16 protein-coding genes are annotated in these 15,596 nt (G+C 59.2%); 6 read left to right on the forward strand and 10 right to left on the reverse strand.

Annotated elements, in window-relative coordinates; all coding sequences use genetic code 11:
• Positions 1-22 precede the first annotated feature (22 nt).
• The 5 genes from ACQQCD_RS02450 to ACQQCD_RS02470 all read left to right on the forward strand — a co-directional run bounded on the left by ACQQCD_RS02450 (position 23) and on the right by ACQQCD_RS02470 (position 5,196).
• Positions 23-715 carry a fasciclin domain-containing protein gene (locus tag ACQQCD_RS02450; protein ID WP_430266810.1) on the forward strand — a complete coding sequence of 231 codons (693 nt, stop codon included), beginning with the start codon at positions 23-25 and terminating at the stop codon, positions 713-715.
• Positions 716-750: 35 nt separating this feature from the next.
• Positions 751-1,362, forward strand: a complete 612-nt coding sequence (sigK, locus tag ACQQCD_RS02455) for an ECF RNA polymerase sigma factor SigK (RefSeq protein ID WP_430266811.1) — start codon at positions 751-753, stop codon at positions 1,360-1,362.
• Positions 1,362-2,192: an anti-sigma factor gene (locus ACQQCD_RS02460; protein ID WP_430266812.1), complete on the forward strand. Its 831-nt coding sequence runs from the start codon at positions 1,362-1,364 to the stop codon at positions 2,190-2,192. The genes sigK and ACQQCD_RS02460 overlap by 1 nt, the downstream gene beginning before the upstream one ends.
• A gap of 152 nt (positions 2,193-2,344) precedes the next feature.
• Positions 2,345-3,958, forward strand: coding sequence for a molybdopterin-dependent oxidoreductase (locus tag ACQQCD_RS02465; RefSeq protein WP_430266813.1), 1,614 nt, complete (start codon positions 2,345-2,347; stop codon positions 3,956-3,958).
• Positions 3,959-4,140: 182 nt separating this feature from the next.
• Positions 4,141-5,196: a 2,3-butanediol dehydrogenase gene (locus ACQQCD_RS02470; RefSeq protein WP_430266814.1), complete on the forward strand. Its 1,056-nt coding sequence runs from the start codon at positions 4,141-4,143 to the stop codon at positions 5,194-5,196.
• A gap of 88 nt (positions 5,197-5,284) precedes the next feature.
• Here the strand turns inward: ACQQCD_RS02470 and ACQQCD_RS02475 are convergent, their stop codons facing one another.
• The 5 genes from ACQQCD_RS02475 to ACQQCD_RS02495 all read right to left on the reverse strand — a co-directional run bounded on the left by ACQQCD_RS02475 (position 5,285) and on the right by ACQQCD_RS02495 (position 10,497).
• On the reverse strand, positions 5,285-6,259 hold the full coding sequence (locus ACQQCD_RS02475) for a 2-hydroxyacid dehydrogenase (protein WP_430266815.1): 975 nt from the start codon (positions 6,257-6,259) through the stop codon (positions 5,285-5,287).
• Positions 6,256-7,602, reverse strand: a complete 1,347-nt coding sequence (locus ACQQCD_RS02480) for an MFS transporter (RefSeq protein WP_430266816.1) — start codon at positions 7,600-7,602, stop codon at positions 6,256-6,258. The genes ACQQCD_RS02475 and ACQQCD_RS02480 overlap by 4 nt, the downstream gene beginning before the upstream one ends.
• 64 nt (positions 7,603-7,666) lie before the next feature.
• On the reverse strand, positions 7,667-8,815 hold the full coding sequence (gene dgoD, locus ACQQCD_RS02485) for a galactonate dehydratase (protein WP_430266817.1): 1,149 nt from the start codon (positions 8,813-8,815) through the stop codon (positions 7,667-7,669).
• Between the two features lie 30 nt (positions 8,816-8,845).
• Positions 8,846-9,463, reverse strand: a complete 618-nt coding sequence (locus tag ACQQCD_RS02490; RefSeq protein WP_430266818.1) for a 2-dehydro-3-deoxy-6-phosphogalactonate aldolase — start codon at positions 9,461-9,463, stop codon at positions 8,846-8,848.
• Positions 9,464-9,471: 8 nt separating this feature from the next.
• Complete coding sequence (locus ACQQCD_RS02495; protein WP_430266819.1) at positions 9,472-10,497, reverse strand: 2-dehydro-3-deoxygalactonokinase; 1,026 nt, start codon at positions 10,495-10,497, stop codon at positions 9,472-9,474.
• 59 nt (positions 10,498-10,556) lie between these two features.
• Here ACQQCD_RS02495 and ACQQCD_RS02500 point away from each other — a divergent pair, with 59 nt between their 5' ends.
• On the forward strand, positions 10,557-11,360 hold the full coding sequence (locus ACQQCD_RS02500) for an IclR family transcriptional regulator (RefSeq protein WP_430266820.1): 804 nt from the start codon (positions 10,557-10,559) through the stop codon (positions 11,358-11,360).
• 138 nt (positions 11,361-11,498) lie between these two features.
• On the opposite strand, the gene ACQQCD_RS02505 is transcribed toward ACQQCD_RS02500, so the two are convergent.
• Genes ACQQCD_RS02505 through ACQQCD_RS02525 form a run of 5 tightly spaced genes read right to left on the reverse strand, consistent with a single transcriptional unit; the run spans position 11,499 to position 15,526 of the window.
• On the reverse strand, positions 11,499-12,494 hold the full coding sequence (locus tag ACQQCD_RS02505; RefSeq protein WP_430266821.1) for a DUF4862 family protein: 996 nt from the start codon (positions 12,492-12,494) through the stop codon (positions 11,499-11,501).
• A complete protein-coding gene (locus ACQQCD_RS02510; protein WP_430266822.1) occupies positions 12,491-13,243 on the reverse strand; it encodes a fumarylacetoacetate hydrolase family protein in 753 nt (250 codons plus the stop codon). The genes ACQQCD_RS02505 and ACQQCD_RS02510 overlap by 4 nt, the downstream gene beginning before the upstream one ends.
• On the reverse strand, positions 13,244-13,993 hold the full coding sequence (locus ACQQCD_RS02515; protein WP_430266823.1) for an amino acid ABC transporter ATP-binding protein: 750 nt from the start codon (positions 13,991-13,993) through the stop codon (positions 13,244-13,246).
• Positions 13,990-14,691, reverse strand: a complete 702-nt coding sequence (locus tag ACQQCD_RS02520; RefSeq protein WP_430266824.1) for an amino acid ABC transporter permease — start codon at positions 14,689-14,691, stop codon at positions 13,990-13,992. Before ACQQCD_RS02520 ends, ACQQCD_RS02515 begins: the two co-directional genes overlap by 4 nt.
• 34 nt (positions 14,692-14,725) lie before the next feature.
• Positions 14,726-15,526, reverse strand: coding sequence for a transporter substrate-binding domain-containing protein (locus ACQQCD_RS02525; RefSeq protein WP_430266825.1), 801 nt, complete (start codon positions 15,524-15,526; stop codon positions 14,726-14,728).
• Positions 15,527-15,596: the final 70 nt, after the last annotated feature.

Raw genomic sequence — 15,596 nt, forward strand, 5'->3', positions numbered from 1 at the left:
TTTCCACATATGGAGAATCGTTATGAACGTTTTCAAGTCTTCCACCACCCGCAAGAGCCTCAGCCTTGGTTTGGGAGTTCTCGCAGTTACGGCAATGAGCCTCACGGCTTGTGGCGGTAGCACCACTACTTCACCGTCGACGTCGAGCGCCCCAGCCTCATCTGCTGCATCCTCACCGGCTGCAACTTCTGACGCAACCACTCCCATGGCCGCCGCAGGCGACATGGTTGGTTCGGGCTGTGCTGCATACGCCGCTGCTGTCCCTTCAGGTTCAGGTTCTGTAGCCGGCATGGCCGCTGACCCGGTAGCCACTGCAGCTTCCAATAACCCGTTGCTCAAGACCTTGACCGCAGCTGTTTCCGGCAAGTTGAACAAGGATGTCAATCTTGTGGACACCCTGAACTCGGGCGAATTCACCGTCTTTGCACCTGTTGATGACGCCTTTGCCAAGATTCCTGCGGCAACCATCGATGGTCTCAAGACCGATTCCAAGACCTTGACGTCCATCTTGACGTACCACGTAGTGCCCGGCCAGCTTTCCCCGAGCCAGGTTGATGGTACCCACAAAACTGCCGAGGGCAGCGAGCTGAAAGTTACCGGCAGCGGTGACAACATCATGGTCAACGGCGCCAAGGTGATCTGTGGTGGAGTGAAGACCGCTAACGCCACGGTTTACCTGATTGACTCCGTCATGATGCCCCCGGCAATGAAGTAACAACACCAGCAACACGGATAACAAGGGATGGTTACATGGGCTCAGAGCATGACAGAGTAGACGTCATGCGAGTGCCCTGGCTGCGGACCGTGGAGCCTCTGGACCCACCGTCGCACGAAGAACTTATCCGCCTCGTCGCCCAAGGCGACGAGGCGGCCTTTTCCGAACTTTACGACGCGGTCTCGGCCCGAGTTTATGGCCTAGTACATAAGGTGCTTCGGGACCCGTCACAGAGCCAAGAGGTTACTCAAGAAGTTTTCTTGGACGTTTGGACTCAGGCTGCACGCTTCGACGTAGACCGTGGCAAAGCGATGGCTTGGATTTTGGTAATTGCCCACCGGAAGGCGGTTGACCGAGTCCGTGCAAGCCAAGCAAGCCGGGACCGGGATCTCCGCGAAGGCGTTAAGGAGTATCAAGCGAGTTACGACGACGTCGCTGACACGGTTGAAAATAGTCTTGAGGCGGAACGCGTCCAGCAGGCACTCGAGACGCTGACGGATTCACAGCAAGAGGCCATCCGCCTGGCTTACTATGGCGGCTATACGCATCAAGAGGTGGCGCAACTTCTGGACATTCCGGTTGGAACCGCTAAAACAAGAATTCGTGACGGCATGATCAGGCTACGAGACCGGTTAGGGGTGGCGTAATGGAACAACAATTACATCTACTGACCGGGGCGTACGCGCTCAATGCCCTTTCTGACACCGAACGCAAAGAATTTGAACGCCACGCGCTGGCCAATGAGGATACGCAAGAAGAGATTCGCAGCCTCAGCCAGGCTGCCGCCTTGTTGGCCTACGGTGCACCGGCCGAAGCTCCGCCTGCGGAGTTGAAAGCCACGCTGATGGCGACCATCCGCAACACACCTCAGTTGTCGGCGTCGGACGTTGTTCCGGACCTCAATACAAAGCGTGAGTCCGTACTCCGCGGTGACGTGCGGAAAGGTACGACGCCGAGTTCCCGGCTTTCCGGTGCTCCTCGCCGTCGTTGGGTGCCAGGGGTAGCGGCTGCTGCCGCTTTGGTGGTTTTCGGTGGTGCCGGTGTGGGTGGCTGGGTGATCGGTCACAACACTGGTCGACCGAGTGCAGACCAGCAGGCTCTGGAGCAACGCTTGGCCTCTGAACAAGAGCAACAGGCGTCAATGCTGGCCATTATGGGAGCCCAAGATGCGAAGGTTTCCACAGCCAAAGTGGGGCAAGGCACTTTAGTGACAGTAGCTACGTCCGGGCAAGTGAACCGGGCCGGGGTGATGGTCAAGAACATGCCGGCTCCGCCTGAAGGAAAAGCCTACGAGCTGTGGTTTATTAGCGACAAGGGTGCCGTGGCTGCGGGTTTGATGAAGGACTCTGGTAGCGCGTCAAGCTTCCAGATCTTGGACGGTTCTCTGGACGGTGCCACGCACATTGGTATTACGGTGGAGCCCGCTGGCGGTTCGGTCCAGCCCACCACCACGCCCATTTTGCTGCAGCCGGTTTAGTCCCAAACTGCTTGCTTGAACCTGCGCTAAAGAAGCGGCGCTAAAGAAGCTGCGCCCCATTCCAATCCGCAGAGCTTCCGGTTCCGAAGTACAGAGCAATAAAGCGTTCCGTTTTTACGGGGCGGCATCTGACTTTTGGCGAGGAGCACGTGATGGGAACGCGCAATAACAACCCCACAAACGGCCATTTCTGGACCCGTGTTCGGGGCAAGCTGTGGCCGGGTCTTGGTGGCATTATTGCTGCCGGTTCGCTCTTTGCTGTGGCTCAACTTTTGGCGGCTTTTGTGGGGCCACGTTCCTCCCCACTCACTGCCGTGGGGGCCGCGTTTATTGACTTCACTCCGGCATGGCTAAAGAACTTCGCGATCGATACGTTTGGCACCAATGACAAAGCGGTGCTGCTGTTCTCCATGATGATCGTGGTGGTGATTCTGGCCGCTGTTGCAGGCGTTTTTGCCGTGAAGCGGTTGGTCATCGGGGCAGGAATGGTGGTGGCTTTCGCGTCGGTGATGGGTACTTGCATCATCACCCGCGCTGGTGCCATGCTGACGGACTTGTTGCCGCTGCTGGTGGGAACCGTGGTGGGACTAGCAGTGCTGCGTTACTTGATTCGAGCGCTTTCCGCCAAGATCTCAACAACGAGCAACTCTGCTGGTACCCCGAAAATCCAGGCTGAAGGCGCTGCGGTTCTGCAGCCAAGCAGACGCACGTTTTTCGTAAGGTCGGCCATGGTGGCGAGTGCCGCCGTCGTCGTTGGTTTTGGTGGAAATCTGTTGGCCACTGCCCGCAATGCCGCCCGTCAGGTGCGGGACGCGCTGAAACTTCCGGCCGCAAAGCGGGCGGCCCAGGCGGTGCCGGCAGGTGTGCAGGCGCCCGTGAAGGGTGTGACGCCCTTTGTTACACCCAACGCTGACTTTTACCGCATTGATACTGCACTGGTGGTCCCGGAACTTGATCCGAGTACGTGGGAGTTGCGGGTGCACGGGATGGTGGAGAACGAGTTCACCATGACCTTTGATGAGCTCCTGGCCACCGATCTGGTGGAGTCCTATGCGACCTTGACCTGCGTATCCAATGTGGTGGGTGGAAACTTGGCCGGAAATGCTAAGTGGCTTGGCTACCCGCTGCGTGAAGTGCTGGCCCGTGCCAAGCCCAAGGACGGCGCGGACATGGTGCTTTCTACTAGCTCGGACGGCTTCAGCGCGTCAACGCCGCTGCCGGTACTTCAGGATGACAGGGATGCCATGTTGGCTGTTGGTATGAATGGCGAGCCGTTGCCCTTGGAGCATGGCTTCCCGGTTCGTATGGTGGTGCCGGGTTTGTATGGTTTTGTCTCGGCAACCAAGTGGGTAGTGGACTTGGAGGTCACCACCTTTGCTGAAAAGGAAGGGTACTGGACCTCGCGCGGATGGTCTGATCATGGACCCATCAAAACTGCCGCCCGTGTTGAAGTACCTAAGGCTTTGGGCCGAGTACCGGCGGGCAAGGTGGGTATGGGTGGCACCGCCTGGGCGCAGCGTAGAGGAATTTCTAAGGTGGAAGTTCAGCTGGACGGCGGGACGTGGGAGACGGCAACGCTGGCAGCCGAGCTGTCGGTAGATACCTGGCGTCAATGGTCCTACCAGTGGGATGGTGCTGAATCAGGCTCGCACAATGTGCGGGTCCGCGCTTACGCCGCTGACGGCACTCTTCAGGAAGAGAAGCAGGCGCCGCCGCAGCCAGACGGTTCCAGCGGATGGCACCAAATTACGTTCACTGTGGAGTAGTCAGCTGCCGGACAGCAGCTCCCTGGAGTGCGAGCTGTTCCCCGGGTTCCCACCGTGCCAAAAGACCCTAGTCCCTGGTCAAGCTAGCCGCCTAGGATGTGAAAACCATGCAGGGCCAAAGCGTTGTGGATTCCGCACAGCACCCCTGCCAGATGGGTCCCCCGCTAGAAGGAAGAAACATCATGAAGGCAGCACGTTTCCACGCTCGCAAGGACATTCGTATTGAGGACATCCCGGAGCCGGAACTTCGGCCCGGGGCGGTGAAGATCAGCGTTGCGTGGTGCGGTATCTGCGGTACCGATCTCCACGAATTTTTGGAAGGCCCCATTTTCTGCCCGGCGCCCGGGCATCCTCATCCGCTGACTCATGAGGAATCACCAGTGACTTTGGGGCACGAATTTTCCGGGACCATCACGGAGGTCGGGGAAGGGGCGACGGGTCTGAGCGTTGGTGAGAACGTTGTTGTGGAACCGTATTTTGTGGATGGTGACTGTGACATGTGTCAGGCAGGTAGCTATCACTTGTGCCGGCAGATGGGGTTCATTGGGCTTTCCGGTGGTGGCGGTGGGCTCAGCGAGAGGATCGTGGTGGATGCGCGGTGGGTGCACCCGATTGGGGACATTCCGCTGGATGAGGCTGCGCTGATTGAGCCGCTGTCCGTGGGGCATCACGCGGTGGCGCGCAGCGGTGTGAAGGCTGGTGACACGGCGCTAGTGGGTGGCTCGGGACCAATCGGGCTGCTGACCGCCGCGGTGCTTAAGGGCATGGGCGTGACAACGATTATCAGCGAGATCAGTGAGGCTCGTAAGGAGAAGGCGCTCTCCAGTGGTGTGGCCGATTATGTGCTGGATCCGAGCAGGGAGAACGTGCCGGAGCGGGTGCGGGATCTGACCGGTGGGACGGGTGCCGATGTGGCGTTCGAATGCGCCGGAATGAATGCCGTGTTGGACACCATGTTGGATGCTGTCCGGCCCGGTGCCGTGGTGGTGAACGTGTCCATTTGGGGTGCCCCGGCCACCATAGACATGCAGAAGCTGGTGCTCAAGGAGATCGACCTGCGCGGCACCATCGCCTATGTGCGCGACCATCCCGCGGTGATCAAACTGGTGCAGGACGGCAAGGTGGACCTCAAACCGTTTATCACCGGCCGGATCGCGCTGGATGACCTGGTGGAGCAGGGTTTCGACATCCTGATCAACCACAAGGACACAGCGGTGAAGGTGCTGGTGCACCCGTAGGGTTTGGTTTTGGTTTTGCCTTGAAGGGATAACGACGACGGCGGGCCAGGTTGGGTGGGGACCTGGCCCGCCGTTGTTGGGTTTTGCGCTAGTGACCCACTGGAGTGACCAGTGGCCGGCCTTCCTCAAACGCCCGAATGTTCGCCACCACTAGTTGAGACATGGCCTCACGTGTTTGCCACGTGGCACTGCCAATGTGGGGAGTAATGACCACGTTGGGCAGATTTTGCAGCTGGGCTGGGACGTGGGGTTCGTTGGCGAAAACGTCCAGCCCCGCTCCACCGAGCTCGCCAGCGTGAAGAGCCTTAATCAGCGCCGCTTCGTCCACCACCGAGCCCCGGCCCACGTTGATCAAAAAGCCGTGGGGGCCGAGGGCGCGAAGGATCTCTGCGTTGACCAAGTCCTTTGTGGCGGCGCCGCCTGGAACACAGATCACTAGCGCGTCAGCCCAAGTCGCCAGCTCCACGAGCGATGGCTCAAATTCGTAGTCAACGGAAGGTTTGGGCTGGCGGGAGTAGTAACGCACCGGCATATGGAAAGCCGCAGCTCTGCGTCCGATCGCCTCGCCGATCCGACCCATCCCCACAATACCTAGCCGCGAGCCGGACACCTTGTGCGTCCACGCAAAGCCACCATTTGTCCACGCTCCGGACTCAAGGAACCGCTGAGCTGCCGGGATCTGGCGCGAGACTGAGAGCAGCAGCCCCATTGCTAAATCCGCCACGTCTTCGGTCAAAACTTCCGGGGTGTTGCTCACTTGGACACCATGATCGGCCGCTGCCAGCACATCGATTCCGTCATAGCCCACACCAAAATTCGCAATCAATGCCAGGTTCGGCAGTGACTGTATCCGCTCCCGTGACACGGTGTCCTCACCGTTGGTGAGCAGGATACGGAATTCGGGTGCACGGGCTTCGAAGTCAGCGGGGGAGAGGGCATAAAAATCCACAATTTCGTGGTCTTGGCGGAGCGCCTCGAGGAGCATGTCCGGGACGGGGGCGTGTTGGAGAAGGGGGCCCCGGTGCCCTTCCTCGAGGGGAAGGGCACCGGTGTTGGGAGTCATCGCTTAGATACCTCATCTGTGGCGAGTTGAGCGTGTGAGTCCAGATCAACTGGAACAACTGGTTGATTGTGTGATCGGTGGTTGCGGGTGATGATGCGTCCCAGAATGCCGCCGAGGATGAGGGCTGCTGCGATGAGCAGTAGTCCGCCGTTGTAGTTTCCGGTGCTGTCCTTGATGGAGCCGAGGATGGGTGGCAGGCCAAGTCCAGCGAATTGCGCCACGGTGTTGATGACGGCGATTGAGGCTGCTGCTGCAACGCCAACGATCTTCTCGGTGGTTACTGCCCAGAACACCGGGGTCAGAGCGAAGGTGAGGCCCACTGCAAGGATTAGCAAGATGTACGCCAGCAGGGCTGGGGTGTAGGGGGCAAGAGCCATGCACACTCCGGCTGCAATGAGGGGGAATGCGAGGTGCTTGGAACGTTCCCCGGTCCTGTCTGAGCTGCGGCCGTTGAAGTACATAAAAACGATAGCGGCCAGGAACGGTACCGCGGAAAGCACACCCACTAGGACGCTGCCTGAGTTGGGGACCATGCCCTTGAGGATCAACGGCATAAAGAGTGTGACGCCAATGGTGCAGAATGCTTGGAACAGCCACACCGCGGAGAGTCCCAGTACGGTGCGGTTTGCAATGGCTTTGTACCAAGGAACGTGGACCCCAATGGTGGCGGTGCCGCGTTCGGCGTCGAGCACTGCAACGAGGTCATCGGCTTCTGAATGGGACAGCCAGGGAGCCTTGTGCGGGTTGTCCCGCATTACAAAGAGGATTACGACGCCGAGGATCACCGCCGGGATACCTTCGATGAGGAACAGCCAGCGCCAGCCGCTGACGCCGAGGATTCCGTGCAGGTTCAAGATGGCGCCGCCCAGCGGGAGGCCAATGACTGAGGCGCCCACGGAGCCCATGTAGAAGAAGGACATTGCGCGGGCACGGTTGGCTTGCGGGAACCACTGCGAGAGGTAGTAGATGATGCCCGGCGCGAAGCCGGCTTCAGCTGCACCTAGAAGTAGGCGCAGGGTGTAGAGCTGCCACGGCGCCTGGACCAGACACATCAGTGAGCTGACCAGGCCCCAAGAGATCATAATGCGGGCAATCCAGATGCGTGGACCCACTTTGGTCATCAGCAGGTTGGAGGGCACTTCGAAGATCAGGTAGGTGATGTAGAAGACGGAGACACCAACGCCGTACATGGTGGCAGTCATTCCAAGATCGGCGTTCATCTGGAGGGCCGCGATGGAGATATTCGTTTTGTCCAGATTGGCGATGAAATAGCAGATGATCACCAGAGGGATGATCTTCAAATTTAGTTTGCGCAGAATAGACGGCGCGAGGGTTGCACTCATTAAGTCACCTCGTTGTGAGAAGTTGGGAAACGCATTGTGTGATGGGAAAGCGGTTAAAGCTGGGTCACCATTCCGCAAAGGAGCCGTCAGCGTGACGCCATACAGGGTTGCGCCAGCGGTGGCCTTCTTTGGCCCGCTCCTTGACGTATTCCTCGTTGATGTCCACTCCTAGGCCCGGCCCGGAAGGGATCTTGACCATGCCCTCGGCGTAGTCAAAGACGCTGGGGTCTTTGATGTAGTCCAAGAGGTCGTTGGATTTGTTGTAGTGAATTCCTAGGCTTTGTTCTTGAATCACCGCGTTGTAGCTGACGGCGTCCACAGCAAGGCAGGCGGCCAAAGCGATAGGTCCCAGTGGGCAGTGAGGTGCCAGTGCGACGTCGTACGTTTCTGCCATTGCTGCGATCTTGCGGACTTCTGTGATCCCGCCGGCGTGTGAGAGATCGGGCTGGATGATGTCCACTACGCCTGACTCGAGAACGTGGCGGAAGTCCCACCGTGAGAAGAGGCGCTCGCCCAAAGCGATGGGAGTGGAGGATTCACGCAATACGTCAGCGATGCCGTCAACGTGTTCGGAGAGGACTGGTTCCTCTACGAACATCAGGTGATACGGCTCCAGCTCTTTGAGTAGTACGCGCGCCATGGGCCGGTGGACTCGTCCGTGGAAGTCCACACCGATGCCAATGTTTGGGCCAACAGCCTCGCGGATTTCGGAGACGTTATGGACCACTCGTTGAACTTTGTCCCAAGTGTCTACGTACTGAAGTTCTTCAGGGCCGTTCATCTTTACGGCGCTAAAACCACGGGCGACGGCGTCACGCGCTTGCGCTGCTGTCTCGCCAGGGCGGTCGCCGCCAATCCAGGAGTACACCTTGATGGAGTCGCGCAGTTTGCCGCCCAATAGTTCGTGCACGGGGACACCGAGTGCTTTGCCTTTGATGTCCCAGAGGGCTTGGTCTAGTCCTGCGAGGGCGGACATGTGTACGCCGCCGCCGCGGTAGAAGCCGGAACGGTACATCACTGTCCAGTGGTCTTCGATGTAGCGGGGGTCCTTGCCAATCAGGTAGTCGGCGAGTTCGTTCACGGCTGCTGCAACGGTGGCAGCGCGGCCTTCGAGTACTGGTTCGCCCCAGCCGATGACCCCGGTGTCTGTCTCAACTTTTACAAAGAGCCAGCGCGGCGGGACGGTGTAGGTGGTGATGGATTTGATCTTCATTGATAGCTCATCTTTCGGAAGGGCTGGGGGCTAGGCAGCCGTGTGTGTGGTCCAAACGGTGACCAGCGAAGCTGCACGTTCGGCAATCTCATCGATGGAACGCCCCGGTTTGTAGAGCCAGGAGCCCACGCCTGCCCCTGCGGCTCCTGCTTGCAGCCACGTGCCGAGTGTCTGCTCATCAACGCCACCCACGGGCAGTAGTTGTGTGCCAGCTGGAAGGACGGAAGACCATGCCTTCATGCCGGCGATCCCCACGGTTTCGGAGGGGAAGATCTTGAGGGCTGTGGCGCCAGCGCTGAGTGCGGCGAAAGCTTCGCTGGGTGTAGCCACGCCGGGGTAGCTGGCCAAGCCAGAGTCAACCGTGGCGGCGATGACCTCGGTATTGGCGTTGGGGGAGACGATGAGCTGGCCACCGGCGGCTGCAACGTCGGCTACCTGCGCGGGGGTGAGGACGGTTCCCGCGCCCACCTGAATGTCTTGGGGTAAGTCTTTGCGGAGTAGGCGGATGGACTCTAAGGGGTTGGGGGAGTTGAGGGGGACTTCTAGGGTGCGGAAGCCTGCCTCGTAGAGGGCACGGCCCACGGCGGGGGCTTCTTCGGGTGTGAGGCCGCGCAGAATGGCGATCAGGCCAGTGAGAGTGGAAGGCATTGTGATCCTTATGCGAGGTGAGCGGAGATGCTGGCGAAGTTGTTTGGCAAGAGGCCCCAGGCGCGGGCAATGGCGCGCAAACCGTCAAGGGCAGTGTCCTCGAGGAGCGGGACATGGACGCCCTGGGCTGCTAAAGCTCGCTGGTAGAGCTTGCCGAGGGGACCGTCCGCGCACAGCGCCAGAGGTACTCCGGAGTCAGGCCGGGTCCGGGGCAGCATGGCGGCTGTCTCGTCGCCAATGAGCAGGCCAGACAAATATGAGGGGATGCTGCTGGGCGCAATTTCGCCGGATAGGTACCGAGTGCGGGCGCTGAAGAGGCGGGCGGCGAACGGCTGGTCTGGATGAGTCAAGGAGTGCGTTACTCCGGAATCAAAAGCGCCGAAATCTGTTGTTGATGTGGTGCGCAGGAGCTTGCCGGCGCTACGTGTGGGATCGCCCAAAATGGTGGCGTCCAAAAGCGCGGCATGAAGTTCACCCGTCATGGCCGTGGCAAAGTCGACGATCTTGCCGTTGGCTACTTGAAGCCACTTGGTGTGGGTGCCGGGAAGGATGAAGTTCGCTTCCGTGGGGTTTCCTAGGCGGGCCAGAGCTCCGAGGACTTGAGTCTCTTCACCGCGAATCACGTCCGAGGCTCCAGTTGCGTCCGGAGACGTTTTGAGGCCTGGGACGATCCTCACTGAGGGAGAGGTATTGAGAACGGCAGTCGGTTGTAAGGCCATGGCATCAGCTGGCAGAGGTAGGTCAAGGCGAGCGGCGGTTGTCCAGCCGCCGTCTGCGCCAACCATGCCGCAGGCCAGTGCGGGTACACCGGAGGCACCCAGCTGTTCGGAAACGGCGGACAAAGCTTCGGCGAAGGCTTGCGCTGGTTCATGCCCGTTGGTGATGGCGCGCTCGCCGACTGCTCGGAGACCATCGCGTGAGGTAGTCACGGATAGAACGGTTCCGTCCTGGTCTAGTGACCAAGCACGGAGCGAGGATGTGCCCCAGTCAAGGGCCACCAGCGCGGGCTGTCCGGGAGATTCGAGGTGATGCATGCAATGAAATTAGGTGTCCTGTCCCACATTGTTCAACCAGTTCCCATATAGTGGGACGTATGGAATTGATGCCAAAGTCAGAGTCGACGCCCAAAGGCGCCCAAACGCTGCTGAACGGATTGTCACTGATTCACCTTGTTGCTGGTGGCGCCAAGGAAGCTACTGAGTTGCAGCGGGTTACTGGTCTGCCGCGAAGTACGGTGCATCGGCTCTTGCAGGCTCTGAAAAGCGAAGGCTACTTACGGGACACCTCGGCCGGCCTGGCCCTTGGAGCAACGTTGATTGAGCTTGGATTTAGTGCGCTGGCCTCTAATCCGTTGGCGGCCGTGGCAACGCCGCATCTTGAATTGTTGGCAGACCAGGCACTAGATACTGTGCATCTTGCCGTAAGGGATCATGGCTCGGTGCTGTATCTGGTGAAGATCCCGGGACAGCGAGGCGCTGAGATGCGCTCGCGGGTTGGCCTACGGATGCCGCTCACGCGTACTGGTATTGGCAAGGCGCTTTTGTTGGACGACGACGAAGGCGCGTGGGTGGAGCGCTGGCGCTCTGAGACTCCTGCGGATGAGACGGCTGCTTCGCCCGCAGCCCGCCAGGCCGGGGCTAAAGCCGAAGAGGACTTTGTTGCCCGGATGGCTCACTACCGTAACGGTGCTTACTCGTATGACATGGAGGAAAACGAGCCAGGCATCCGGTGCGTGGCTGCGCCCGTCCGTGATGGTTCCGGGTCCATTGTTGGGGCCATCAGCGTCTCGGCAACCGCGCCGTACATGCCAGCGAACAGAATGCGAGAACTCCTCAAACCTGTGCAGGGTACTGCGGCTGCGATTTCGAGGGAGATGGGGTTCCGGGCGGGGCGGTGACATTAGGTTCCAAGACTTGGGGTAGTTTTGCGGCTGCGCGTGAGTCAGGATGCTGATCACCTCAACCGGCGCCTGGGCCGCCGCGTGGCAGATCATGAATTTTGGTGCCTTCGCCACGAGCGTGACGAATCGGCGCCGTCAAAACCCTGCTCCATGCACAGTGTCGATAGACCTAGCCAGCAGCTTCACTCGCTGCTCCACGCTGAATCCGGCGGGAGCAGACACTTTAAGGCCTCGATACGGCACTGCTTGCCCTTCGGGGAAGGGTTTCTCCAGCATGGTAGCTATGGAACTGATGTGTCGAGATGTCAGAAGCGATGATGATTCCACCGGCGCTGGAGGGAGGTGAGTGTCATCCCATGCGCCACCGAACTCAGTGACCCTGTCTGAGCATCCCGAGAGTATGAACCCAGCCAATACGCGCGCTTCGGCGGCTCGTTCCGCATGACGTTGCGGTGCGCTTGTGTCGCGATTTTCAATGACGGAACGGGCCCAATTTACAGAAACACCAATGCCGCTATCAGCTGCAACAACGGCTTCGATTTCCTGTTCAAACTGCATGAAGCCCTTGACAGGGAGCCGCGCATTGGATGTTGCGTCGCAGTGTTCCAACACGGGCAACGCGCCATCCCAGTCGTATTCGGCCAATTGTTGGAGCGAGCTGGTCAGGGCGGCGACTGAACTAGGAGACGTGTCAATCAAGTCCTCAGCCGAGAGCCTGGGAGCGCTGTACAAATGGACTGCGCGGACTGCCTTGCGGCCCAGAACCTTATTCAAAGTCCGTACTGCCTCGGCGGCTGAGGCTGCTCTTGCAAGTGCAGCTTTGCGGCCCGCCGTCACTTTAGATGCCAATCCAAACGCAGGCGAGACGAGCCTATCCATTGTGTCTGGAATGGTGGTCAGGACGTAGTCGAAGTCGGCTGGCATGTGCCGGAGTTGATGAAGAAACCAATCGCCGTCGTACTTGTGAAGCTGTCCGGATGCGTAAAACGGAATCTCAAACCCGCCAATGTGCGGCAGCTCAGCTGCCGCGGCCAGAAACGCGGCCTCGTCCTGCAGATTCCAGCCAACCAAAGCCGGCGCTGCGGCATAGCCGCTCAGAATGATACGAGGTTGCTGGCAAGCGAAAGTCACGGTTCAAAGGAGGTGACGGGGTTAGTGAGGATACCCACGTGTTCAATCTCCACGGTCACAGTGTCTCCCGGGTGCAACACGAGGACCGATTCGTCTTCTGCCCAAGGCGTCCCCGTGAGGATCACATCCCCGGGATAGAGGGTCATAAAGCGCGAGCAGAACATCACCAGTTCCGCCACAGTGAACACCATGGAGGCGGTAGATGATTCTTGCACCACGTTGCCGTTTATGCGCGTAGTCACGGCAAGTGACTGTAGATCGGGGATGGAATCCAAGGTCACGATTCCGGCTCCCAAGGGGCAAAAAGTGTCGAGGCTCTTGCCCCGCGCAGACTGAACGTCCGCAGCTTGGAGATCCCTAGCCGAGACGTCGTTGGCCACTGTCACCCCTGCTACTGCCGCGAGCGCTTCCTCCTCCGTGGCGGCATTTTTCAGAACGCTTCCAAGCACGACGGCGAGCTCACCTTCGCAGACCACGTTTCCGCTCAGCCCCGGATTGAGGATGATCGGCGCACCGTGCGTCGTCAGACTTCCGGGAAACTTCCCAAAGATGAGCGGTACTCGGCCAGGATCCCGGCGAAGTGCCCTCCCACCGTTGTAATTCTCTGCGGGAGTGGCAGGCGTTGGCCAGTAGTTTTCTCCGATGCCAATCAGTTGCCCCGGCATAGTTACGCCGGGCACCAAAGCACACGTCAGAACGGGTCGAGTGTCTGGCCGCGAAGACGCACGTGAGAGAAGATAGGACGCCATTTAGTGACTCAAGTGAGAGGCGTAGCCTCGCAGGCGAGGATGTTCAAAGACTTCCGCCGGCGGGCCTTCAGCCACAATGCCGCCGTGTTCCATAAAAATCACGCGGTCAGCAACGTCGCGGGCAAACTTCATCTCGTGGGTGACGATCACCATGGTCATTCCGGTCTTGGCGAGCTTGCTCATAATGTCCAAAACCTCGGTCACAAGCTCGGGGTCCAGCGCGGAGGTGGGCTCGTCAAAGAGGATCGCTTTGGGTTCCATCATAAGCGCCCGGCAGATCGCAACACGTTGTTGTTGACCGCCAGAAAGGTCGCTTGGGTAGGCGTCCGCTTTTTCTTCGAGGCCTACGGAACGAAGCTTTTCCAGCGCTCGTGGCACCGCGTCAGAGCGCTTTTGGCGTTGCGAAATGACCGGTCCTTCCACGAGGTTGTCCAGCACAGTGCGGTGCGGCCAGAGGTTGAATTGTTGAAACACCATTGAGATTTCCCGCCGCAACCAGGTGAGCCGAAATTGGTCAACTAGGCCGAGCTTGCCGCGGGCGTTGGGGGTGTAGAAAACCTGCCGCCCGTCCACGTGAATGCGTCCGGAGTCCGGCACTTCCAGCATGTTGATGCAGCGCAGGAGTGTGCTTTTGCCGGCGCCGCTGGGCCCGATGATCGCCACTACTTCGCCCGGCAGGATGCGCAGGTCAACGTCTTTGAGGACTTGGCGTGAACCATAGCTTTTGGTCAGTCCGGTGATGCCGATCATGCCATGCTCCCTACAGTTTCGCGGAGTTGTTTGGTGGTGCCCATTTTGCGGCCCATTTTCTTCTCGATCACAATCTGGACCACCATCAGCAGGCTGGTCATAAACAGGTACATCACGGCCACTACACCTAGGGTTTCCATCACGTTGTACGTGGAGTTGTACGCCTTTTGGCCTTGCAGCATCAGGTCCGGGACGGTGATCACGGAGATCTGCGCGGACTCCTTGAGCATAATGATGCAGTTGTTGATGTACGGGGGAGTCATCAACCGCACACCCTCCGGCGCGGTGACCCGGAAGAACTTCTGCAGCGGGTTCATCCCTACGGAATCGGCCGCTTCAAGGTGCCCAATGTTCACGGATTTGAGCCCGGAACGGATGATTTCTGAGAAGAACGACGCCGAGTTGAGACTCATCGCCAAAAGGCCGGCGGTGAAAGCGTCCAGAGTCAGCCCAAACGGTTTGGTGTAGTAGAAGAAGAAGAGCGAGAGCATCAGCGGCAGGCCGCGGAAGAACCAGACGTACGTTGCCGCGAAGATCCGCAGCGCGCGGATCCGGGAGAGCCGAAGGGTGGCGATGATGTACCCGAGGATCGTGGCGCAGACTATTGCTGCGGCCACGATCCCCAGGGTGGTCAGCGCACCGGAGAGGAAGATGGGGAAGTATTCGGCTGCTACTGAGCCAAACTCATTGGTATCCATAGCTTCTTAAGAGTCGGTGAGGGGGAACGGGTGCTTAGGACTTGGGGATTTCAACCGTGAAGCCGAACCATTTTTCGTTGAGCTTGGCGATGGTGCCGTCTGCGATGAGCTCGTTGATGATTTTGTCCACCTTGGGCTTCATCTCGGTGTCATTCTTGGGCAGTCCCACACCTGCAGGCTTCATGCCGTAGACGTCGCCAACAATTTTCAAATCTGCTGCAACGGGAGAGTTCTTCATAAAGTTCTCTGCTGCGATCTTGCCGGCTGCGAAGACTTCAATGCGGCCTGCAGCAACATCGGCAAAACCTTCCGGTGCGCCGGGGTAGGCCTTGAGTTCCTTGAACCCGCCAATGTCCTTGACGTCTGATTCGGTTCCGGACCCGCCAATTACGCCGGCCACCAAACCATCTAGCTTGGTGAGTCCGGTGACGGTGGTGTTGTCCTTTTTGACCACTGCCACTGCGCCGTCAGCGAGGTAAGGGGTGGAGAAGGTAATGGACTTCTTACGTGTCTCAGTCATGATCAGGCCGGACATAACAGCGTCGAACTTTCCGCTGTTGAGACCAGGGAGTAGGCCAGAGAGCTGTCCTTCAACGAACTCTGGCTCCATGCCGAGCTTCTCTGCGATTAGCGTTCCCACTTCGATGTCGAAGCCAGTGAGTTTACCGCCGTCGGAGTACGTTATTGGCCGGAACGTGCCGGAGGTGGCGATGGTGAACTTTTCTTTTGACCCGGCCTCCGCGGAAGCTGAGCTGGTGGCGGAGCAGCCGCTCGCGGCGAGGGTTATGGCGGCCAGGGCGGCTACAACTGCGGCTTTGCTTTTGCGTGAAAACATGCGGGCTTCCCACTTTCAGTGATCAGAGCCAGTGATGATGCTGACAAGAAAAACGTTATGGGCCGCGTGT

The organism is Pseudarthrobacter sp. J1763 (genome assembly GCF_050490295.1).
Classification (GTDB): Bacteria; Actinomycetota; Actinomycetes; order Actinomycetales; family Micrococcaceae; genus JBNPEO01.